17 protein-coding genes are annotated in these 23,143 nt (G+C 48.0%); 14 read left to right on the top strand and 3 right to left on the bottom strand.

What is annotated here, in order from left to right; all coding sequences use genetic code 11:
* Positions 1–262: 262 nt before the first annotated feature.
* Both KGF65_RS01345 and KGF65_RS16945 read right to left on the bottom strand, forming a co-directional pair.
* Complete coding sequence (locus KGF65_RS01345; protein ID WP_225083394.1) at positions 263–1,150, bottom strand: YhgE/Pip domain-containing protein; 888 nt, start codon at positions 1,148–1,150, stop codon at positions 263–265.
* A 241-nt stretch (positions 1,151–1,391) separates the two neighbouring features.
* Entirely contained in the window at positions 1,392–1,535 is a 144-nt protein-coding gene (locus KGF65_RS16945; RefSeq protein WP_225083395.1) for a hypothetical protein, read from the bottom strand.
* Between the two features lie 157 nt (positions 1,536–1,692).
* Between KGF65_RS16945 and KGF65_RS01340 the strand changes: the two genes are divergently transcribed.
* From KGF65_RS01340 to KGF65_RS01325, 4 genes are all read left to right on the top strand, one after another.
* Entirely contained in the window at positions 1,693–2,088 is a 396-nt protein-coding gene (locus tag KGF65_RS01340) for a TetR/AcrR family transcriptional regulator (RefSeq protein WP_253954336.1), read from the top strand.
* A 306-nt stretch (positions 2,089–2,394) separates the two neighbouring features.
* Positions 2,395–4,074 (top strand): SWIM zinc finger domain-containing protein, encoded by a 1,680-nt coding sequence (locus KGF65_RS01335; protein WP_105923866.1) that lies wholly within the window; start codon positions 2,395–2,397, stop codon positions 4,072–4,074.
* A 422-nt stretch (positions 4,075–4,496) separates the two neighbouring features.
* Positions 4,497–5,846 (top strand): aspartate aminotransferase family protein, encoded by a 1,350-nt coding sequence (locus KGF65_RS01330; RefSeq protein WP_213472350.1) that lies wholly within the window; start codon positions 4,497–4,499, stop codon positions 5,844–5,846.
* 23 nt (positions 5,847–5,869) lie between these two features.
* On the top strand, positions 5,870–7,369 hold the full coding sequence (locus KGF65_RS01325) for an APC family permease (protein WP_216748481.1): 1,500 nt from the start codon (positions 5,870–5,872) through the stop codon (positions 7,367–7,369).
* A gap of 292 nt (positions 7,370–7,661) precedes the next feature.
* Here KGF65_RS01325 and KGF65_RS01320 read toward each other — a convergent pair whose 3' ends face one another.
* Entirely contained in the window at positions 7,662–8,471 is an 810-nt protein-coding gene (locus KGF65_RS01320) for a Cof-type HAD-IIB family hydrolase (RefSeq protein ID WP_031267379.1), read from the bottom strand.
* 148 nt (positions 8,472–8,619) lie between these two features.
* Between KGF65_RS01320 and KGF65_RS01315 the strand changes: the two genes are divergently transcribed.
* From KGF65_RS01315 to KGF65_RS01270, 10 genes are all read left to right on the top strand, one after another.
* A complete protein-coding gene (locus tag KGF65_RS01315; RefSeq protein ID WP_105923864.1) occupies positions 8,620–9,987 on the top strand; it encodes an RsmB/NOP family class I SAM-dependent RNA methyltransferase in 1,368 nt (455 codons plus the stop codon).
* Between the two features lie 194 nt (positions 9,988–10,181).
* Positions 10,182–11,108: a zinc ribbon domain-containing protein gene (locus tag KGF65_RS01310; RefSeq protein WP_105923863.1), complete on the top strand. Its 927-nt coding sequence runs from the start codon at positions 10,182–10,184 to the stop codon at positions 11,106–11,108.
* Between the two features lie 381 nt (positions 11,109–11,489).
* The gene (locus tag KGF65_RS01305; protein WP_056953007.1) at positions 11,490–12,836 is read left to right on the top strand and encodes an SLC45 family MFS transporter; all 1,347 of its coding nucleotides are present in this window, start codon (positions 11,490–11,492) and stop codon (positions 12,834–12,836) included.
* Between the two features lie 14 nt (positions 12,837–12,850).
* Positions 12,851–15,097 (top strand): glycoside hydrolase family 65 protein, encoded by a 2,247-nt coding sequence (locus tag KGF65_RS01300; protein WP_105924212.1) that lies wholly within the window; start codon positions 12,851–12,853, stop codon positions 15,095–15,097.
* 22 nt (positions 15,098–15,119) lie between these two features.
* The gene (locus KGF65_RS01295) at positions 15,120–16,142 is read left to right on the top strand and encodes an aldose epimerase family protein (RefSeq protein WP_213472348.1); all 1,023 of its coding nucleotides are present in this window, start codon (positions 15,120–15,122) and stop codon (positions 16,140–16,142) included.
* Between the two features lie 447 nt (positions 16,143–16,589).
* On the top strand, positions 16,590–17,753 hold the full coding sequence (locus tag KGF65_RS01290; RefSeq protein ID WP_213472345.1) for a 2-isopropylmalate synthase: 1,164 nt from the start codon (positions 16,590–16,592) through the stop codon (positions 17,751–17,753).
* A complete protein-coding gene (leuB, locus tag KGF65_RS01285) occupies positions 17,753–18,832 on the top strand; it encodes a 3-isopropylmalate dehydrogenase (protein WP_105924214.1) in 1,080 nt (359 codons plus the stop codon). The genes KGF65_RS01290 and leuB overlap by 1 nt, the downstream gene beginning before the upstream one ends.
* On the top strand, positions 18,813–20,186 hold the full coding sequence (leuC, locus tag KGF65_RS01280) for a 3-isopropylmalate dehydratase large subunit (protein WP_088769548.1): 1,374 nt from the start codon (positions 18,813–18,815) through the stop codon (positions 20,184–20,186). The genes leuB and leuC overlap by 20 nt, the downstream gene beginning before the upstream one ends.
* Before the next feature lies 1 nt (position 20,187).
* Positions 20,188–20,772, top strand: coding sequence for a 3-isopropylmalate dehydratase small subunit (gene leuD, locus KGF65_RS01275; RefSeq protein ID WP_088769547.1), 585 nt, complete (start codon positions 20,188–20,190; stop codon positions 20,770–20,772).
* Between the two features lie 17 nt (positions 20,773–20,789).
* Positions 20,790–22,097, top strand: coding sequence for an MFS transporter (locus KGF65_RS01270; protein WP_088769546.1), 1,308 nt, complete (start codon positions 20,790–20,792; stop codon positions 22,095–22,097).
* Positions 22,098–23,143: the final 1,046 nt, after the last annotated feature.

Here is a 23,143-nt window from a genome sequence, read left to right as displayed (position 1 = left end):
AGCGGCTATTAAAGTAATGACGTGACGGGTCTTGATTCGAGCTCCCAAATGCTTGACCAATTTAGCATTGGTTAGTTGATATTCTTCTCGCGTCATTTTTGGTAGCAACTTTCATCAAAATTCTTCCGGGGATAAATTGGCATTTATTAACTCAAATAGTGGCAAATCAGGGATGTGCTGGGCACATAACCTGATTTAACCACTATTCATAAATTCGTTTTTCGCTGAGTTCAGGAGATTTAAAGAAGTCTTAAATCGCTTTTTATGCTAAGCGGTCTTTTTTCCGCTTCTTAATGAGGGTGGATGCATACATGGCAATAATTGAAGCTATTCCAATGTACAGCAAGCTCAACATTGAAGATCCGGTGATTGATGCATCTGTAATATACATTTGATTAAGAATAAGATCATAGGCAAATCGAATTGGGGTAATATCATAAACGTAATTATGGTAGAAGGGACTCAGCATTTGCGGAATGAAAGTGATGACTGCCATGGAACCGATCCAGATAATAAGCAGTAATGGCCATCCTTTTAGTCCAAGTAAATCGAGTACAGCTGACTGTAGTAGATAGAAAACAAATGAGATACCACCAATCATCAGTAGGAATTGTTTTGGATCATGAATTGGCACAGAATAGCAAACTTTTGTGAAGAAGTATACTGATACAGCGATCGCAGTGACAATTGCGACACCCGAAATCAATTGACTTGTGACGCTGGTTAATGAGAGGCGGCCATCCGTACGTTTTTGCTCATTCTTACTATGGTCTCGCCAGTTCAGTAAACTAGCAATAAGACTACCGAGCCAACAGAAGATGGTTACTAAGAATGGCGCCATACCACTTATTTCCTTAGTTGAAACCTTATTGCGTTTGATAAGTGTTGTGTGAATTGGTGTTTGCAATTTAGACCAGTCCTGAGGAGAGAGTGTTAGTCCTGACTTATTTGCAACGGTGATATATTCGTTAGAAATCTTCTGGTTTAGGTGGTCAGTCATCTTTGGAAGTGCAGTAGTTAAAATATTTGCAACGGTCATATTACTGCCTTGACTGACGTATAAAGAGATTTTTGCTTGTTCGGGGGTCTTCTTGGTCAATGAATTTGCCAAGGCCCTTTGTTGTTGGAATGGAGCCGTTTCAGCAACCATTGGCGTTTTAACTACCAGGGCAGCGAGCTTCTGAGTGATGATTTTGCCCTTTAAATAGTCTGTTTGCTGATTGATAGCTTGAGTAAATCCCGAATGAATGACAACCGCCCCGTAGTATTTTCCGGATGCAAAGCCTTTAGTGAGTTCACTCGTGTGGGTGACATTGACCCATTTAATTTCAGCGTTTTTCTGATGACTCTCTTTCCGTAATTTCTTTACAACATTCTTAGCATCTTTACCGTTATCGTTTGACTAGCGCTAATGGTAAATGACGAACCTTGACTGTGCTCCTAGCGCCAACTTGTGCGAAGGCAAATAATCCAATTAGTACAGCAGCGACTAACATGCTGATCCAGATACTTTTTCGCTTAAACACATTGAACATTTTCACGACCCCCTTCTTTATGCTACGAGTAGTTTATATTAATTTTGAAATGAAAAACATGGCCAAATTAATATGATTTGTGTCATAAGGGGACAAATGGCAGCAATATGAGCCATAGGGTTACAGAATTGGCAAAACTGGTAATGGAGGAATCGATATGACGGATTTTAGGATGAAAAAGACTGACGATGTGATCACCAAATCATTTGTTGACCTAGTAATAGAGAATGGATTTGACAACGTTACGGTCAAGGACATCGCACTCAGATCGATGATTAGTCGTAAAACGTTCTATTTACATTATGAAGACAAATTTGCACTGACGGATGCCATATTACAAGACATTCTAACGTGGCTTGATGAGACATTGAAAAAGAAACGAGCACTCATAGATCAGGGAATTGTCTTAAGTCGCGCAATTAGTAAATTGGAACCTGAACTTAGACAATTACTACTGTGTTGGAACAGACCAATACATGCGATAATGACCATCCCACAAGCTAAGATGCAACTAATGGATGGCCTTAAGGATATTTTGGGTCAGCATTTATAGGCCGCTTTCAAGCATTCGAAGTCGGATTTGGAACTTAATGTCATTGGTGGCATGATGCTAGGGATGATCAGATATTACTTGCAGACAAATGAATTTCCATCAAGCAATGAACTTCACCAATTATCAGACACTCTTAATTTGATATTTAAAGCTTAGTATCAGTCAGCCAGATCTCGATAAGTTGTGGCACGGCGCATGCTAGCTAGGGTTGGTAATGCATTATCTTGTGAGAAAATGCTTGCGGGTCTTGTTCAATCCGCTATACCATAGTATGGTAAGGATAGACAAGTTAACGGGAGTGACAATATGGATTGGGAAGACTATTTTCCAACGGCAATCGCTGAACGTGGGTACGATTATTATTCAAAGGGGTATGTGACTGATTTAAAGCAGACCGAAACACAAATTACGGCAACGGTTACGGGCACGCAGGACTATTGCGTGGTGATTGATCTCGCTAATGGTGACTTTCAGGATGGCACGTGTGAGTGTCCGTATGCCAATAGTCATCCGTACTGCAAGCACATGGCGGCCGCTTTGTACCAAGCGACGGCGGCAGACAAACCTGCCAGTCAACATCAAGTTTCTAAAGCACCAATTGATAGCGACAATCATGAGCAGACTGCCACTAAGCTGGTTGAGCGGGCGACTGATCGGCAAGTCCGGGACTTTTTGAGTGTGGTGTTGGCCCATGACAATCATCTGCTCAAGATGTTCCGGACGGTCATAGGTGAGACTAATGTTGTGACAGATTTACCTAACTATCTCGCGAGTGTTGACGATTTATTTGATAGTAACGCGGATGCCGGTGGTTTTATCGATTATGGCGCGGCGACAGATTTCGGTGATGAGACCTTGACTTTCCTAAACGAAGAGGTGCAGCCGTTGGTCGATCAGGGCGAGTATGGTTTGGTATTTCAAATCTTGGCGCATCTGATGCTTAAAATCGACCACGTCGACATTGATGATTCCGATGGTGAGACAATGATGATCGTGAATGCTAGTGTCGACTTGTGGGAAGCCGTCTTGACAAAAGCCGACGCGGATGTGCAGCAGCAGGTGTTTGATTGGTTATGCAAACAATTAGCGAAACCGTTGAATATCATTGAAGATACGCTTGATGATTTATTATTCACGTATTTCAAGACGCCGGCGTTTATTGACGCAAAGTTGGCGTATACCGCTAAACGGTTCCGTGCGGTACAAAAGCACCCGGATTCCTGGAACTATGACTGGCAGACTGAAAAATGGCTAAAGCACTATTTACAAATGATGACTGCGGCGCATATGCCTGATAAGCAAGTGATTGAATTTTGCGAGGCTAATTTGGCGACACCGCAAGTCCGCCTGTTTTATAGCCAGTTTTGTCTTCAACATCACGATGAAGCACATGCGGTCCAATTGCTAAAAGATGGCAAAACCTTGGTCACAGACAATCGAAGGATGTTAGCGGAACTTAGTCGCCAACTAAAGGATACCTATCAGCAATTAGGTGAACAACAATTGTATCGTCAGGAATTATGGCAATTGTTGACTGAATATGCGCCAGCGGATGAGGCGCTATTTTCAGAGTTGAAGCAAAGTTACCCGACTAAGGATTGGCCAGCGGTTCGCGAGCAACTGTTGACGGCGATAGCGAAGAATTCCAATGTTGATTTGAAACCACTGTACGTGCAAGAAAATCTATTGGATCGGCTATTAAAAGCAATCGTGGCTGCGGACGGGCTCTGGGATTTACAGACCTATGAGTCTTTATTGAAACCACATTTTTCAAATCAGCTATTAGCCAAATATGATCATGAAGTGCGTAAGATGGCTACGGCTACCGGAACTCGGCGGAAGTATCAACAATTAGTTCGCATATTGAAACGGATGCTCGATTACCCGGATGGCAAATCAATCGTGCAGACGATCGTCCATGATTGGCAGCAACAATATCCGCGACGCTCAGCAATGATGGATGAGCTCTCACGGCTAAAATTGTAATTGATCGTTAGTTGGCGCAGCAATCGCGCACAGATTTGAGCTGCACCGCTAAGCTTAGGATAGGTTCCTATCCAAAACTTAGCGGTGCTTTTTTTAGTGTCTGGGCATGAGCGATAACTAGGCGGTGCAAGTCCGTTGTGGGCCGTAGTAGTCGGAACCATGGGCTGAGGGCAAGCGCGTCCATTGTGAGGCGGCGTCTGAAGGCACGCATCATCATCAGATTGATGTCGTCACTTGGAATCGCAATAGATGTCGTCGTATTTGTTAATTTTATTCTTATTAATCAAAAAATAATGACGCTTAAAAGGCGCATAACACCGGGAAAAGACGAGTTTATCCCGCGAGTGAAGGGACTATCTGCACTTGCATAAATATTAAATTATGATTAAAATGGGTCTTATTAAATAAATGGGGGCTTGCAGATGATTAGTAATAACCACCGTTTGGACCAACAGCTGATTGAACGTGAAGACCATTATATGGCGACGGCCGCACGCATCAATTATTATGACTTAGTGATCGACCACGCGCACGGTGCGCTGCTCACCGACGTTGACGGCAATCAATATATTGATTTATTGGCAAGTGCCTCGGCCATTAACGTCGGTCACACGAATCCGCGAGTGGTCAAAGCTATTCAGGACCAGGCCGCTAAGTTAATTCATTATACGCCGGCGTATTTTCACCACCAGCCGGAACAACAGTTAGCGGAACGGTTAGCCAAGTTGGCTCCAGGAACTGACAATGAAGTGATTTTCGGTAATTCCGGGTCGGATGCCAATGACGCCATCATCAAATTCGCCCGGGGCTACACCAAGCGTCAATACATAGTGGCCTATACGGATGCTTACCATGGCTCAACTTATGGCTCGATGTCTTTGTCGGGCGTCAGCCTCAACATGACGCGTCATATGGGGCCACTATTACCTGGAGTCGTGCACGTGCCATATCCAGATACTTACCGGCGACTGCCGCATGAGACGGATCATCAGTTAGCGCTGCGGTACTTTGATGCGTTCAAAGCGCCGTTTGAATCGTATTTACCAGCTGATGAGACGGCCTGCGTCTTGATCGAACCGATTCAAGGTGACGGCGGGATTCGCCAAGCACCTGAGGAATACGTTCAACTTGTTTATGACTTTTGCCATCAACACGGCATTTTATTTGCCGTTGATGAAGTCAATCAGGGCATGGGACGAACGGGCAAAATGTGGAGTATTCAAAACTTTCCTGGTATTCGCCCGGACCTGATGTCTGTCGGTAAGTCGATCGCTTCAGGCATGCCACTGAGCGCTGTGATTGGGCGGCGTGAGGTTATGGAAAGCCTCGGTGCACCGGCCCACGTCTTTACCACCGCGGCTAATCCGGTCTGTTGTGCGGCTGCGTTAGCGACGCTCGATGTGCTGGCTGATGAAGAATTGGTTGAACGGTCCGCACGTCTGGGTCGTTACGCGGAAAGCCAGTTTTTGGACTTACAAACGCGGCACCCCAAAATCGGTCAAGTGCGGATGTATGGGCTGAATGGTGGCATCGAGTTAGTCACTGATCAAGCCAGTCAACAGCCAGACCCAGAATTTGCGAGTGATGTCATTTACGCTGCGTTTGAGCGGGGTGTCGTCATGATTACGCTCAAAGGTAACATTTTACGGTTCCAACCACCGCTAGTCATCACGAAGGATCAGCTCGATACAGCGTTAGCGGCCATCGATGACGCGATGACTGCGGCGGAACAGGGACGCGTTCACCGGCCACAAGGGAAAATGGGCTGGTAACGGTTAATTTTAGGAGGAATTAGATGCAACGCTTATTCAAACGGTTAACACTAAAAGAAGACCCCAGTATTTATGAGGATAAGGATTCTCATTTGGCCCGGGTATTAACGGTCAAGGATTTCTTAGCCCTCGGGGTCGGGACGATTGTTTCAACGTCAATCTTCACTTTACCTGGCGTCGTGGCGGCGGAACATGCGGGCCCCGCGGTGGTCTTTTCATTTATCGTGGCGGCCATCGTTGCCGGGCTAGTTGCTTTTGCCTACGCTGAAATGGCGGCAGCGATGCCGTTTGCTGGTTCAGCCTATTCCTGGATCAACGTCATGTTCGGTGAATTCTTCGGTTGGATCGCCGGTTGGGCGTTGTTAGCGGAATATTTCATTGCGCTGGCCTTCGTTGGTTCCGGGCTCTCTGCCAATTTGCGGGGACTCTTGACCCCACTAGGATTAAAGCTCCCGAATGCCTTATCGAACACCTTTGGCACGAACGGCGGGGTGGTCGATTTGATTGCCGTGCTGGTGATTGCGTTGGTTTCACTGTTACTGTCTCGCGGTGTCAGCAAGGCGTCCCGGGTGGAAAATGTCCTCGTTGTCCTGAAAGTCTTAGCCGTGTTGACCTTCATCGTGGTTGGTGCGACGGCGATTCATTGGCAAAATTACGTCCCATTTATTCCGAAGTACCATTTAAACGCGGATGGTAGTGCGTTTGGTGGCTGGCAAGGGATTTACGCCGGTGTCTCGATGATTTTCTTAGCCTACATTGGTTTTGATTCGATTGCGGCCAACTCAGCTGAAGCGAAGAATCCGGGCAAAACGATGCCTCGAGGGATTCTTGGCTCACTAGTCATTGCGGTGGTGCTGTTTGTGGCCGTTGCGTTGGTCTTAGTCGGTATGTTTAAGTATTCTTCTTATGCCAATAACGCGGAACCAGTTGGCTGGGCATTGCGGCACGCCGGCCATCCAATCGTGGCAAGTGTCATTCAGGCGATTGCCGTCTTAGGGATGTTCACCGCCTTGATTGGGATGACGTTAGCCGGTTCACGGTTGATTTATTCTTTCGGTCGCGATGGCATGTTGCCAAAGTGGTTGGGTAAATTAAAGCACAACCAACCGAACAACGCGCTACTCGTGTTGACGATCGTCGCGATTATCATTGGGGCCTTTTGTCCATTTGCGTTCTTAGCCCAATTGATTTCCGCGGGGACGCTGATTGCCTTCATGTTCGTTTCGTTAGGCATTTATGCACTCCGGCGACGTGAAGGGGTCGACATTCCTGAACCAGCCTTCAAAATGCCATTCTACCCAGTCTTACCAGCCGTGGCCTTCTTGGGTGCACTGTTCGTGTTTACGGGCCTCGATATTCAAGCTAAATTGTACGCGGGTATCTGGTTCATCCTGGGCCTGGTGATCTACTTCTGTTACGGCATGCGCCATTCATACCTCGCTGGCAAACAACGTCAAACGACGACTACTGCAAAGTCCAGTGCGCAAGTGGATAAGTCGGTCGTTGAGGAACAAGAAGATTAGTATTTGTGATTAGCAATAACTGAATGAAATCATAAAATCGGCGTTTCGAGTGTGTAGGATCGAAACGCCGATTTTTTTGGATTACTTCGCATCGCAGTTGCAAAGCGGGTGATTTAATGATTGATACCATTCGTGACCAAGTCGTGTTTACAACTGGTAGTGGTGGGATTTGCCAGGCCCGGCCGGACGGTAACCCATTCAGAAGACTGACAGCAACACCAACAATATTATGGCGTCGGTCGTGATCCATTGATCGGCACGAGCTGTGCGGCATGGCTCAGCTACGGGCGATTTATTCGGCTAGTTCAAAGTAGTCGTTCAAATACCGGGCGACGCCATTTTGGTCGTTGTCATACGGTGTGATATCATCCGCGGTCGCCTTGATTTTGTCCGTCCCGTTGGCCATCGCAACCCCCAGACCCGCGTATTGAAGCATCTCTAAGTCGTTGTGCTCATCACCAAAGGCAATAATATTGCGCCGGGCGATTTGTAAGTGGTCTGCTAAGTAGGCGACCCCTTTGGCTTTATGAACACCCTTGGAGGTGATTTCTAAAATCGCATTCGGGCCACCCCAAACACCGACATCGACTTGGTCACCAAACCGGTCAGTGATCCAGTCAATAATTGCATCACGCCGGTCGAGTTGGACCAATAGCACCAATGAATTTGGATTGCGGGTCAGTGTGGCGGGTGTCAAACGGGGACTATCCGCAATTTCTGGGAAGAATTGACCGGCAATCAAGTCTTGACCGGCTGTCATCGTACTGGTTTTATTTTCAGCAATAATTTCATTGATGCCCAAGTGTTCACGATATTTGACTAATGCGAGCACGATGGCTTTATTAATGGTGAACTGATATTCTAACGGCCATTCTTGGTGAGGTAGGTGGCCAAGGGAGCCATTGAAATTAATCATTGGGCTCGTGAGATGGAGCTCATCGTAAATCGACTGAGAGCCTTGATATGAGCGACCAGTGATGATACTGACAACGTGGCCCGCTGCTTGCAAGCGCTGCATAGTGTGGATCGTCGCTGAATTGAGTTTGGATTCAGCATTGAGTGTGGTGCCATCTAAGTCTAACGCAATTAGTTTTCTTTCCATTTTGACAAACATCTCCCATATCTTCCGGTGGTTAATTAGTTTAATTTAGCATAAATATCGCTCGAATGCGAATCTTTGCCACCTTACAGGACTGGTGAAATGTGGTAATCTAGTTGAGGATGATTTATCGCGTAAGGAGGAGAATCTGTTGCAATTACCAGCAGCGTTTATTCAAAAATATCAAGACTTATTGGGTGACGAAGCCCCCGCTTTTTTAGCGGCTTTCGATGGGCCCGTGGAAAAGGGGTTTCGAGTCAACCCCAATAAGGCGACGACTGCCGCCATGCACGCCAAGATGGACGCACCGATTGCTTACAGCCCGATTGGATACTACGGCAAGGTCAACGGCAACGCGTTGGAACATTTAGCCGGGGCAGTCTATAGTCAGGAGCCGAGTGCCATGACAGTCGGTGAGTTCGCCAAACCAGAATTGGGTGAACGGGTGCTCGATTTATGTGCTGCGCCAGGCGGCAAAACGACCCACTTACTCAGCTATTTACAACAAACCGGCTTATTAGTCTCTAATGAGATCAATCCCAAACGGGTGACGGCACTGGGTGATAACGTTGAACGTTATGGCGCCCGTAATACCGTGATTACCAACGCAACACCTGCAGCACTCGCAAAGGAGCTCCCTGGATTTTTTGACCGCATTTTAGTCGACGCACCGTGCTCTGGTGAAGGGATGTTTCGTAAGGATCACGATGCCGTCCAATATTGGACACCTGACTATCCAGCCGAATGCGCCACTCGGCAGCGTGAGATCTTGACTGAGGCGGTCAAGATGCTGAAGCCCGGTGGCCATTTGATTTATTCGACCTGTACGTTTGCGCCGGAAGAAGACGAGCAGATGATGGCCTGGCTGCTGGCGACCCACCCAGAATTCGAACTGGAAGCTCTGCCCAAGACCGCGGGCATTGCGGATGCGCGACCAGAGTGGGCTGATGGCAATCCAGAGTTAGCCAAGGCGGCCCGGTTATTCCCACACTTGATGCGTGGCGAAGGCCATTTTATCGCCAAGTTGCATTATCGCGGCACCGACACGGTCAAAGCCAAAAAAGTGGTTCGTGAACAGTTGAGTGCGCCGCAACGTCAATTGTGGCAAGCATTCGAACGCCAACAGGGTTTGACTAGTTTGTCAGGCTTAGTTTTGCAAGCGCATGGTGATCAACTTTACGGTGTGCCTGAATTAATGCCCGTTCTGCGGAAAGTTAAGGTCTTCCGTCCCGGAATTTTACTTGGGACCTTCAAGAAAAATCGCTTTGAACCGAGCTACGCCTTAGCGCTTGCTAGCGATGGGCTTGGGATGACGACCGTCTCCATCAGTAGGGACCAGTGGCAACAATATGTCCACGGTGAGACGTTTGATCTAGCCACTAGCGCGGAGACCGGTTTTCACGTGTTAGTGTGTGACGGCCTACCAGTTGGTTACGGCAAAATCGTTGGCAAGACAGTCAAGAACTTCTTCCCGAAAGGCTTACGATTCTTGGCAACGCCAGAGAATACTGAGTTATAAGTTGACCAGCAGCGTCTATTGTCGCCATGCAAGTCGAGTACTGGCGTGTTGTTGCGACAAGTCTGGTCGGACCGTGCTTGACGTGGCTTGAGCGGCGAGCCCCAGCTGGATCAGGTTTCATGGTAAACTGATAGATGCGCAATCGTGGCAATGATTACGCCATGGAGAACAACCGTAATATTGGAGGAGAAGCTATGTATTGCCCAAATTGTGGGAAAAAGAATGACTTGGACGCCTTGTTCTGCGAAAACTGCGGGGCACGTCTGATTTTGCCAACCTCGTCGAGTGCAGCGCCGCGTTCAGCGGCCAGCTCGGCAACAACTCGCGCAACCAGTGAGAACGCAGCATCCCGTGCGGACACCCATTCGGCGGCTGATGTTGATGATCACACGACTAGAGCGGCTCAGTCAGACTCATCAGCCGGGGTCGAAAACACGGTTGATGATATTGATGACACGGTGGCGCCCACCACGCGTTCAGCGCAACACGCCCAGCAAAGTCCACGACCACCGCATCGTGGCCTGCCAGCGCTCTTACTGGCCCTCATTGTCATTGTGCTGGTGGGTGGTGGCTACTACTGGTTCAGCCACAACAGTGCCAACACGGATTCGACTACCACGGCAACGTCGAGCTCGTCAACAGCGACGAAGTCCTCATCATCATCGTCGGCTGCCAGCACGCAGTCATCATCGAGTTCGACCACGAAAACTGCGGCTAAATGGTCGACGGCCAAAATGAGTGAATTGTCCTCGTTTATGTCAACGTGGCAGGATACGATGAATCAATCGTATGCAGGCACTTATGACGGTCAAAGCGTGTCGGTCGATGGTTTAGACTTACCAACCGATATTCGTGACAACAATTATCAAAACAAAATCACCGTTAATGGTAATGCCGTGAAATTGACCTGGACGACTAAAGCAAATACGGATGCCAACTATCAAGTCGTGGCCGCTGCAGCTTATCAGCATGGTACTCAGGTGATCATTTACTTGTACGTCTTCCATGATGGGTCGCCAGATGTACTGGTTTCACAAGATACCAACACCACGTATAACTTTACGAGTTCTGCGAATACGGATTTACAAAATGGCTTTGCGAAGATTGCAAATGCTGATTAGAATATAACGATGAATTGAAACGTGCGTTTGGGCTGTGGCTCGGGCGGGCGTTTTTTTCGTCTGACCAAAAAAATCTTCATGCACACCGTGGCAACGGAATAACATGCAAAGGAAATGTTAATGCTGTGCAAACGTTTTACGCAATGACGTGCAAAAATGTTGATTTTTATATGACTTTTTTGTGAACTTTTTATGAATATCGGCCAGTCGTTAATTCAGATAAACACCCGCAATCACTGGATTTCAGTAGCGTTATCCAGTTATATGCACAACTAAAACGCTACCATGCAATTTTACGCAACCGATTGCATTATTTTGAAAGCGGTTTTACAATACAAACATGGTATTAAGCAATCACATTATTTTTTGGGAGGCATTATTGTGAAAGAGACAGCTAAAACAACGGCCGGGCTTCCAAAACTTTCATCGAGTAAAATCTGGATGATGAGTCTGGGGTTCCTTGGCGTTCAAATGGCATTTACATTGCAAAGCTCACAAATGAGCCGAATTTTTCAAACGTTGGGTGCGGATCCAAACAACTTAGGGTGGTTCTTCATTTTACCGCCATTAGCTGGATTGATCGTTCAACCGATTATTGGGAGTTTATCTGATCGGACTTGGGCACCACGGTTAGGCGGACGGCGCTTACCGTATTTGATTTTAGGGACAGTGGTGGCAGCCATCGTGATGTTACTATTGCCTAACTCTGGTTCGTTTGGATTTGGTTACGCTTCCATGGCGGCCTTGTTATTCGGTGCAATCACTGTGGCTTTTCTGGATTTATCATCAAACGTGGCGATGCAACCGTTCAAAATGATGGTTGGTGACATGGTTAATGATGACCAAAAGAGTTACGCCTATGGGATTCAGAGTTTCTTACTGAATACCGGGGCAGTGATTGCCGCTATCTTCCCATTCTTACTGACATTATTTGGGGTTGCCAATACGGCAGCTAAGGGGATTATTCCAAATTCCGTCATCTGGTCATTCTACATTGGCGCGGCCATCTTAGTTGTTTCAACGATTGTCACGATTGCCCGCGTACGTGAATATGATCCAGTCACTTATGCCAAATATCACGGCATTGATGAAAGCGCTAATAAATCCGGTGGTAACTGGTTTGCCTTATTAAAGAAGGCGCCAAAAGTCTTCTGGTTAGTGGCCTTAGTACAATTCTTCTGCTGGATGGCGTTCCAATATCTCTGGACTTACTCAACGGGTGCCATGGCAGCCAACGTTTGGAACACGACCAATGCTAGTTCGGCGGGCTATCAAGCTGCAGGTAACTGGTACGGGATTTTATCCGCGGTTCAATCCGTTGCGGCCGTTGTATGGTCATACGTGCTAGCTAAAGTGCCTAACAAGCATCACAAGGCTGGCTACGCCATTAGTTTATTGCTTGGGGCCGTTGGGTTCTTATCAATCTTCTTCATCCACAGCCAATACGCCTTGATCGTTTCATTCGTATTAGTTGGGATGGCTTGGGCTTCGATGAACACTTATCCATTAACGATGGTGACGAACGCCTTATCTGGTGAACACATGGGGACCTACTTGGGACTATTCAATGGGTCAATTTGTTTACCACAAATCGTGGCATCACTCTTGAGCTTCGCACTTTACCCATTATTCGGTAATTCGCAAGCTAACATGTTTATCTTTGCCGCAATTATTTTAGCAATCGGTGCCGCTTCAGTCGGCATGATTAAAGAAACTTACAAAAATTAGGGGGACAAACAATCATGAAACGAATTTTTGACGTTAATCCTTGGCACGTACTGACGACAGACTTCAAGCCGGAAGACAAACGGCTCCAAGAATCAATGACTAGTTTAGGTAACGGCTACATGGGGATGCGGGGCTTCTTTGAAGAAGACTATTCCGGTGACACATTACCAGGTATCTATCTTGGTGGTGTCTGGTATCCAGATAAGACCCGGGTCGGCTGGTGGAAGAATGGCTACCCTGAATACTTTGGTAAGGTCATCAATGCCGTCAACTTCATCAAGATCAACTTCAAAATTAATGGTACCAAGATCGATTTGGCACAAGCTGATTTCAGCGATTTCAAACTCGACTTGGACATGCAGCACGGAACATTGACGCGGTCATTTATCGTTAACCAAGACGGCCAATCAGTCCGAGTCACCTTTGAACGCTTCCTGAGTGTCGCTCAAAAGGAACTCTCCGTTCAAAAGGTCACTTTTGAAAACTTGAGTGACCAATCGGTGAATATTAAAGTCGCTTCGGCATTAGACGCTGATGTCAAAAATGAGGACGCCAACTATGACGAACGCTTCTGGAATGTCCACCAAGTAACGGACAACCGCTTGATTGCCCAAACGACGCCTAATGACTTCGGTACGCCGCAATTCACATCAGGAATGCAAGTTAGTTATGTGACTGAATTAACACATAAAGCCGCTCAAGTGACGGATACCGCGACAATCGACCGGTACTACGGCGATTTAGATGCTGGCGCAAGTGTTAGTTTTGAAAAACGGGTCGTGGTCGTGACCTCACGTGATTATCCGACTGATGATGCCATCATGACCGCACTTGAACGCCTCACGAAGACGGTTGAGGCTCAGTCATTTGACGACTTACTCAGTGCACATGAGACGGTCTGGGCTGACCGGTGGCAACAATCTGATATTCAAATCGAAGGGGATACCGCCGCACAACAAGGCATGCGGTTCAACCTATTTGAATTGTTCAGCACATACTATGGCGACGATCCGCGTTTGAATATCGGACCAAAAGGATTCACCGGTGAAAAATACGGTGGTGCGACTTACTGGGATACGGAAGCCTTCGCAGTCCCCGTCTACTTAGGTATCACTAAGCCAGAAGTCACACGGAACCTGTTGATGTACCGTTACAAGCAATTGGATGGTGCCTATCATAATGCGCAACAACAAGGCTTGAAGGGCGCACTTTTCCCAATGGTGACCTTCAACGGGATCGAATGCCATAATGAATGGGAAATCACGTTTGAAGAAATCCATCGTAACGGCGATATTGCATTTGCGATTTACAATTACACGCGCTACACCGGCGATACGTCCTACGTCTTACATGAAGGTAGCAAAGTCTTGACCGAGATTTCACGTTTCTGGGCTGACCGGGTACACTTCAGTAAACGCAACCAGCAGTACATGATTCACGGCGTTACCGGTCCAGATGAATACGAGAACAACGTGGACAATAACTTTAACACCAATTATTTAGCACAGTGGACCTTAAAGTACACGCTTGAAATCTTGGACCAAGTGGACGCTGACCAAGCAGCGGCTTTGAACGTCACCCCTGAAGAACGCGCAAAGTGGCAAGATATTGTCGACCGGATGTACTTACCATATGACAAAGATCTGGACATCTTCGTTCAACATGATGGGTATTTGGATAAAGACCTCGAACCAGTCTCGGCCATTCCAGCTGACCAATTGCCAATCAACCAACACTGGTCATGGGATCACATTTTACGGTCACCATATATTAAGCAAGGCGACGTCCTACAAGTGATGTACGACTTCATTGACGATTTCTCAAGTGACCAATTGAAGCACAACTTTGATTTCTATGAACCAATGACGGTGCACGAATCCAGTCTCTCACCAGCCATTCACGCGGTGCTCGCAGCGGACTTGCACTATGAAGACAAGGCGGTTGAATTCTACAATCGGACCGCTCGTTTGGACTTGGATAACTATAACAACGATACGGTCGATGGCTTACACATCACTTCCATGACCGGTGGCTGGATCGCCATGGTGCAAGGATTTGCCGGCATGCGGGTGCATGATGGTCAATTAAGTTACCGCCCATTCTTGCCTAAGCAATGGACCAAGTATTCCTTCCGGCAAGTCTTCCGTGACCGCATCATTGAAGTCACGGTCGATCACGATGGGACGAGTCTGAAATTGATTGCGGGTGATCCAATCGACGTGCAAGTCAACGGTAAAACCCAAAGCTTGCAACAAGCCTAACTAACAACCATAAAATGAGAGGGTGAGGCGTACGATTTCAAAAGTCCCGTTTGGTAGCTATCAAGGCGAGCCCGTCTGGCGCTATACGATTGAAAATGCGCGCCACAGCCAATTGCAAGTGCTCAGTTATGCCGCGACCTGGTATGACTTCATCGTGCAAGTTGACGGTCAGCCCCAGTCGCTCGTTTGGCACTTTGAAACGCTAGACGACTATCTCAAGACGCCGTATCAGGTTGGCAAAACGATTGGACGGGTGGCTGGTCGCATCGGTCATGCCCAGTTTGAGTTAAACGGTCAGACTTATCGATTGCCACCAAACGATGGTCAACACCTGTTACATGGCGGCAATCACGGCTTACAGACACATAATTTTGCCGGCCATTTCGCCCCCACTGGGGATACGGTGACGTTAACGACGACCTTATTGTCCGCTGAAGATGGGTTTCCGGGTGATTTGAAGGTCACAGTCAGCTATCGGCTGACGGCGGATGATACGGTGCAAATCACTTATCATGGGGCAGCTAGTGCCGATACGTTGTTTGATCCGACTTGTCACGTGTATTTCAATTTGAACGGCGGTGCGGCCCTGATCAATTCGCAGCAATTAGGCATCAATTCGACAAAGTTGGTGCATACTGACCAAGACAAGGTTCCTACGGGGGTCTTCTACGTGCCGTCACCAGCCTATGATTTTCGCGCCCAGCCTGTGATTCAAGCGCAACTGGACCGATTAAGTCAAGAAACGGGGCAGCTAGGTTACGATGACTGCTACGTCATCGACCATCAGTCTGAACCGGCAGGCAGATTAGTCGCAGCACACGGTCAGCTGATTTTCAACACCGACCGCAATGGCATGGTGATTTTCACTGCCAATCCGGATCAGGTTCAAGCGACTCCAGCCGGTCAGTATCACGCACTGGCAGTCGAACTGCAGACCTTACCGGATGCCATCAACCATCACGGCTTTGGTGATCCGATTCTCAGGGCGGACACGCCGCGGACATTGATCAATCAGTATCGCTATGTGGGCAATCAAACGCGCTAAATTCGAATAAGTCCGATAACACCGTCAACCATATTTTAGGCTGACGGTGTTATCTTTTGCACAAAATTAAATGACGCACAAGTTAATGCAATTCGTCAAAATGCTGTGGATTAATGCTAAATTGTGCAAAGACAACTGGAAAAAGTGGGGTTGAATGCTTAATATTATAATTTAATTAGAAAATGAATTGAATGACATGAGACCACATGTTATATTAATCACAACAAATTTTAAGGGAGGTCATGATGATGACTAAAATGCAAATTAAATCAGTAACCATGATGACCACCTTATTAGCCTTATTATTATGATGCAGGACTCAGACAATTTATGTCGAGTCCTATTTGCGTTATGGAATGGGGCTCGAGCAAGCATCCCATTTCACGATGGGGTGCTTTTTTCTTTGTTCCGTTACTTCTAAGTTAGCCGGATAGAAAGGTGATTAATATGAGTAAAATGATTCAATTTTTTGATACGACGCTCCGAGATGGGGAGCAGACGATTGGCGTCAATTTCAGTGTCGCCCAGAAGGTCGCAATTGCCAAGCAGCTTGAACGCTGGGGTGTCGACTGCATCGAAGCGGGTTTTCCGATTGCGTCTACGGCCGATTTTGAAGCCGTCCAGGAAGTATCGAAGGCAGTCAAACACACAACTGTCACGGGTTTAGCACGCGCACGGCAGGGCGACATCGATGCTTGTGTCAGTGCGACCCAAGCGGCTCGACATCGACAAGTGCACGTGTTTATCGCAACGAGTCCGATTCATCGTGAGGCTAAATTACATATGACCAAGGCCCAAGTGCTAGCGACGATTGACGAAATGGTGCGCTATGCCCGTCAATTTTTCGAAGTCGTGGAATTTTCGCCTGAGGATGCGACGCGCACCGAAGCAGATTTCCTAGCGACGGCGATTCAGACGGCCATAGATGCGGGCGCCACAGTGATCAATATTCCGGACACGGTCGGTTATACGAATCCCGTTGAGTTTGGTCAATTGTTCGATTTCTTACAACAACACGTCGCGAGTTTCAATGAAGTCACTTTTTCAGTTCATTGCCATGATGATCTCGGATTAGCCGTCGCCAATAGTTTAGCCGCGATTGCACACGGTGCGACCAGAATCGAGGGCACCATCAACGGCATTGGCGAACGGGCCGGTAATGCCGCACTTGAAGAAGTCGCAGCCGCTTTACACGTGCGCCATGATTATTATCAGGTTGACGACCATATTCAATTAAGCGAGACCTGGGCGACTAGTCAATTAATCAGTCAGGCCGCTGAAATGCCGATTCCGCATAATAAAGCTGTAATTGGGGCCAACGCCTTCGCACATGAATCTGGCATTCACCAAGACGGCATGCTGAAAAATCCGCAGACGTATGAGATTTTGACACCTGCTAGTGTCGGGGCGCCGAAGACAACGTTACCACTAGGCAAGTTATCTGGCTCCCACGCGGTCATGCACAAATTACAGCAATTAGGTTACCAGATCGACGCACAACAAATGTCAGCTGTGTTTGCGCAATTCAAACGGATCGCTGAGCAAGTCGATATTGTCTGTGATGCCGATTTGAAAGCAATGATGGCCAATTTTGAAACGGGGGTGGCGTAATGACGACAACTTCAGTTGCTCAGATTGCGGTCCTAGCCGGTGACGGTGTCGGACCAGAGATTATGACCGCGGCCTTGGCGGTGCTTAAGACAGTCAGTCAGGATCAATTCCAATACCAGCTACAAGCAGTCCCCTTTGGTGGGATTGCAATCGACCAGTGCGGCGAGCCGTTACCCGCAACGACTTTGGCGACCTGCCAAGCGAGTGATGCTGTGTTATTAGCGGCGGTCGGTGGCCCAAAATGGGACCAGGCCCCGCAGCGTCCCGAAGCGGGGCTACTCGCTTTACGTCAGGCGTTAAACTTATTTGCAAATATTCGGCCAACACGGATCACTGAGGCGAACCAGCACTATTCACCGTTGAAGTTAGCGGCCCCGGTTGATTTCGTTATTTTCAGAGAATTGACGAGTGGGATTTATTTTGGCCAACCACGGACGTTTAGTTCAGAGATGGCAGTTGATACGATGCGTTATCAACGCGAAGAGATTGCCCGCATTGCGCGCTTAGCTTTTCAATTTGCGACCACCCGCAGCCAACATGTGACGTTAGTCGATAAGGCGAACGTGTTGGCTAGTAGTCGACTATGGCGGCAAGTCGTTGCGGCAATTGCCGCTGAATTCCCAGCAGTCACTTATGATACCAAATACGTTGACGCGACGGCCATGCAACTGATTGCCCATCCGGAACAATTCGATGTGATTTTGACGGCCAACCTGTTCGGCGACATTTTGAGCGATGAAGCTGCTGAAATCACCGGGTCACTAGGAACGATCCCATCAATTAGTCAGGGTAGTCAGGGACCAGCCTTATATGAGCCGATTCACGGTTCAGCACCAGATATTGCTGGGCAAAGTCGCGCTAATCCGATTGCGATGATTCGCTCCGTTGCCCTGATGCTCGCACATTCATTTAAACGGACTGATTTAGCTAATGAGATCACGACAGCTATCGATGCGGTGATGGTAGCCGGAATCGTCACCCCTGATTTGGGTGGGTCAGCCACGACGACCGCAGTGACCGCTGCCATTATTAATCACATTCAAGAAAGTAGGGAAGTCTATGCCACAGACCATGTTTGATAAACTTTGGAATCGTCACGTCATCAGCGGTAAAGCTGGTGAGCCACAATTAATTTATGTGGATTTGCATTTATTACACGAGGTGACGTCGCCTCAAGCCTTTGAGGGCTTACGAGAAAATCATCGCCGCGTGCGCCGGACCGACAAGACGTTTGCGACGATGGATCATAACGTGCCAACCGAAGATATTTTCAATATTAAGGACGCGATTTCACGCAAACAGATTGAAACGCTGGCCCACAATGCCGCCGAATTTCATGTTCGGCTCGCGGGTATGGGCGATGCGGATCAGGGTATTATTCACGTGATTGGCCCACAATTGGGCTTAACGCAGCCTGGGATGGTCATCGTATGTGGTGACTCACATACTGCGACCCACGGTGCCTTTGGGTCAATCGCGTTTGGCATCGGCACTAGCGAGGTTGAACACGTGCTCGCGACTCAGACCATCTGGCAAACGAAGCCGAAGACTATGGGAATCCACGTTCATGGCCAGCTCGGACACGGCGTTTATGCGAAGGATATTATCATGGGCATCATCGCTCGTGAAGGGGTCGCATTCGGGACGGGTTACGCGGTCGAACTTTACGGTGACACGATTGAACGTATGAGCATGCCCGAACGAATGACCCTCTGCAATATGGGGATCGAAGGTGGCGCAAAAATGTGTCAAGTTAAGCCAGACCAAACGACTTTTGATTACGTCGCCGGTCGGAAATATGCCCCTAAAAACATGGCCAAAGCGATTGCCGATTGGCGGCAGTATTACACGGACGACCCAGCCGCCTTTGATCGCGTGATTGATTTTGATGTCAGTGACTTGGCGCCATTCGTCTCCTGGGGAACGAACCCCGGCATGTCGATTCCGATTGACCAACAATTACCACCGATTAAGAACGCGGATGACCAAAAAGCATACGAATACGTGGGCTTGCATCCTGGTCAAGCCGCCGTCGATATTCCGATTCAGTACGCCTTCTTTGGTTCGTGCACCAATGGTCGCCTGTCAGACTTAAAGATTGCGGCCAATGTCTTACGCGGGCATCATATTGCACCTGGTTTGACTGCACTGGTCGTTCCTGGGTCTCGGGCAGTCAAAGAAGCTGCTGAACGTCTTGGCTTAGATAAGATTTTTAAGGACGCTGGTTGTGAGTGGCGTGAACCGGGATGTTCAGCCTGCTTAGGGATGAATCCGGACCAGGTTCCCGCTGGTCTGCACTGTGCGTCGACCTCGAATCGGAACTTTGAGGGTCGCCAGGGTGCGGGCTCGCGAACCCACTTAGCTAGCCCAGCGATGGTGGCGTATGCCGCGATTAACGGCCACTTTGTTGATATTCGAAAGGAAGCGCTTTAAGATGACGCCAATTACCACGATTACGAGCACGACGATCCCATTGATGAAAGAAAATATTGATACTGACCAGATTATTCCAAAACAATTTTTGAAGAACATTCTCAAAGTTGGCTACGGCGACCACTTGTTTTATGACTGGCGCTACCGCCATCCCAACGATCCAGACCCGGCGTTTATTTTAAACCGACCGGAACGGCAGGGCGCTCATATTCTCGTGACGGGTGCGAACTTTGGCTGTGGCTCCTCGCGTGAACATGCGGTGTGGGCCCTGAAGGACTTCGGCTTTCAAGTGATCATTGCTGGCAGTTACAGTGATATTTTCTACATGAACAGCACCAAAAATGGTGTACTGGCGATCACTTTGCCGGAAGCAGACCGGCTTCAATTAGCACAAATTGCGCCGAATGCGGAAGTGACGGTCGATTTACCCAACCAGGTCGTTTGCTACCAAGATCAACAGTTTCATTTTGAAATCGACCCGTTATGGAAACACAAATTTATTAATGGCTTGGACGATATTGCGATTACGATGGGATATGAAGACCAGATTGAGGCCTATGAAGCGAAGATTCCAACTTATGATTGAAAGGGTGGTTCATGCGCATGGAAATTCAGACAGAGACACAGTTGCGACAGCGAATCGACCGGACCCATGAGTCACCGCTGTTTTATAAGATTTTTGCGTTAGTTGCAGGTGGCATGTTCTTGGATGCTGCGGATGTGTATATGGCAAGTGCCGTCGCGAGCACGTTATTGAAGAGTGGCTGGTCAACGATTGCCACCAACTCGTACTTCCTATCGAGCGGCTTTTTGGGCCTCTTCATTGGTTCATTGACCGCTGGCTTTATCGGTGATTTGAAGGGACGCCGGGTCGCATATCAAGTTAATTTGTTACTATTCGGCGGCTTTACCTTTTTAGCAGCCTTTGCACCCAACATGGCGGTTTTGATTGGCTGTCGCTTGATTGCTAGTATTGGCTTAGGCTCAGAAATCGTGACCGGGTATGCGATGATCAACGAGTTCGCACCCGTGCATCGGCGCGGACGGTGGTGTGCCAGCGTGTCGGTGATTGCCAACACGGGCGCCCCAGTGACGATGCTTGCTTGCACGATGATCATTCCGCGCTTTGGTTGGCGGGTAATGTTTGCCGCAATTGGCATCATTGCCGCAATCTTGTGGGTGCTCCGCCGCGATATTCCAGAATCGCCCCGGTGGTTGTTGAGCCACGGCCAACCAGTCGCTGCGGCTGCAGTGATCAAACGTTTGGAAGTCTCAACGAGGCGTGCAGACGCGGATGAGGCACAAACCACATCAGTCCGGCCCAATGCACCAGTTAGCCGGCACCTAGGCGTCAGTTTATTCGTCGCCATCGTTGCCGTTTCAGCCACGATTATTTGTCAGTATACATTTACTTCCTGGGTACCAACGTTATTGGTCAAACGCGGCATCAACGTGGCGGGCTCCCTAGGGGTATCAACCGTCATGATGTTAGGCGCCCCAATCGGCTGCGCAGTCGGTGCTTACTTGGTCGATCGTATCGGCCGCAAATGGACCATCGTGCCAGCCTTTCTACTGACAGCGGTACTTGGCATGGGATATGGACAACAAACTGCGATCCGTGGCGTTGTCATGGTGGGCTTTGCACTGACCGTTTGCTTCTATATTCTAATGGCAAGTGTCGTCGCGGTATACGTCTCAGAGTTATTTCCGACTAAATTCCGCTTTCGTGGTTCTGGCATTGCTAATGGGACTGCAAAATTATTCACGGTTGCAATGCCAATCGTCGTTGCTTGGCTACTACAAGTGACCAGCGTCAACGTGATTTTCTGGATCATCAGCGGCATCGCATTGTTGGCTGGACTCGTCGTCTGGGGACTAGGTGTTGAAACCAGTCAGCGGCGGTTAGATTGAGTCGGTGAGAACGGGGGCTAACTAGTGTTGATGTGTGGCGTGCGCAATGGATCATATGGGTTACGCATGGTGCTAGTTAATTCGTCATGATTTAATCGTGCCAATTATTAAGTTCAAATGCGGCCAGCTGAGAATCGCTGGAAATAAGGCGAGTTAGCGTAAATCTGCTTTACGGTGGCTTCCTACACTGACTTCCAGGCATTCTGTGCAATGGCCGGAACGTGGTGGACACAGATTTAAGCCGACAAATCACGTCTTAAATACTGGTCTTTCACTAACCAAGCAAAGGACGCTTGCTAAGTGAAATTTCACCACTGGGCCTTGCACAGAATACCTTCCAGCCGAGGTTGTATTCGAAAGGCAGACATGTGTGAACTCAACTTTTTCTTGGATTAGTCGTTGATTCACAGTCCAAGGTCATTTTGACATTCAACTGTCAGACTAGTTTCTAATGCTAGCTAAGCTTCCTAACCCATGTTTTAACTTTTCGAATCAGCAGTTTCACTGAGTTTGTCAGAACTTTCTTTAGTCGCTTGAGATAGCAAGGTCTCAAATTATAAACGAAGGTAATTTTATCGACTAAATGCAAGACTAGTGTCCGTTGAAATTAGTGAATTATATTCAGTAATCTTCTCAGTACTCAAATGTCATAAAGCATCAGCGATACCAATTCAAAGCTTGCTTGAAGAACAAGGCCCTAATATTCAGTGGTCAATTGTACCCAGATAGGTGGCTGTTCATCCGCCATTCGAGCGGCTTCCCGACTGGAGGGGCTGGCGGACAATGCTCAAGGGCGAAGTTCTTCTTGTCCGGGTGGGCTTCCCGGGCTAGAAGAAGACTCGTATTTGAAATTGCGCAGTAGGTTTCTGCGTGAGTTCAAATCGATGTCCGCCCTGTTCCAGCGTTGTCCGCCAGCCCCGGAGGTCGGACTAAGCCGCTCTCAGCTGACGAACAGTAAGCCACACAATTAGCATGTCTTAATCATGATTCATGCTAAATAATAACTAGCAAATGCATCGGCAGTCTATTATTGTTGTTACATACAA

It is taken from the genome of Lactiplantibacillus sp. 30.2.29, from assembly GCF_018991255.1.
GTDB classification, from domain to species: Bacteria; Bacillota; Bacilli; order Lactobacillales; family Lactobacillaceae; genus Lactiplantibacillus; species Lactiplantibacillus pentosus.
The sequence above is the reverse complement of the archived record's forward strand: the minus strand, read 5'-3'. Positions and strand labels throughout refer to the sequence as shown.

Bases quoted from the DNA above. Each gene is read 5' to 3' on its own strand.
- KGF65_RS01345 (WP_225083394.1), bottom strand. From the start codon at position 1,150: ATGGTTGCTGAAACGGCTCCATTCCAACAACAAAGGGCCTTGGCAAAT.
- leuC (WP_088769548.1), top strand. From the start codon at position 18,813: ATGCCACAGACCATGTTTGATAAACTTTGGAATCGTCACGTCATCAGC.
- KGF65_RS01330 (WP_213472350.1), top strand. From the start codon at position 4,497: ATGATTAGTAATAACCACCGTTTGGACCAACAGCTGATTGAACGTGAA.
- KGF65_RS01290 (WP_213472345.1), top strand. From the start codon at position 16,590: ATGAGTAAAATGATTCAATTTTTTGATACGACGCTCCGAGATGGGGAG.
- leuB (WP_105924214.1), top strand. From the start codon at position 17,753: ATGACGACAACTTCAGTTGCTCAGATTGCGGTCCTAGCCGGTGACGGT.
- KGF65_RS01340 (WP_253954336.1), top strand. From the start codon at position 1,693: ATGACGGATTTTAGGATGAAAAAGACTGACGATGTGATCACCAAATCA.
- KGF65_RS01270 (WP_088769546.1), top strand. From the start codon at position 20,790: ATGGAAATTCAGACAGAGACACAGTTGCGACAGCGAATCGACCGGACC.
- KGF65_RS01300 (WP_105924212.1), top strand. From the start codon at position 12,851: ATGAAACGAATTTTTGACGTTAATCCTTGGCACGTACTGACGACAGAC.
- KGF65_RS01325 (WP_216748481.1), top strand. From the start codon at position 5,870: ATGCAACGCTTATTCAAACGGTTAACACTAAAAGAAGACCCCAGTATT.
- KGF65_RS01310 (WP_105923863.1), top strand. From the start codon at position 10,182: ATGTATTGCCCAAATTGTGGGAAAAAGAATGACTTGGACGCCTTGTTC.
- KGF65_RS01320 (WP_031267379.1), bottom strand. From the start codon at position 8,471: ATGGAAAGAAAACTAATTGCGTTAGACTTAGATGGCACCACACTCAAT.
- KGF65_RS01335 (WP_105923866.1), top strand. From the start codon at position 2,395: ATGGATTGGGAAGACTATTTTCCAACGGCAATCGCTGAACGTGGGTAC.
- leuD (WP_088769547.1), top strand. From the start codon at position 20,188: ATGACGCCAATTACCACGATTACGAGCACGACGATCCCATTGATGAAA.
- KGF65_RS16945 (WP_225083395.1), bottom strand. From the start codon at position 1,535: ATGTTCAATGTGTTTAAGCGAAAAAGTATCTGGATCAGCATGTTAGTC.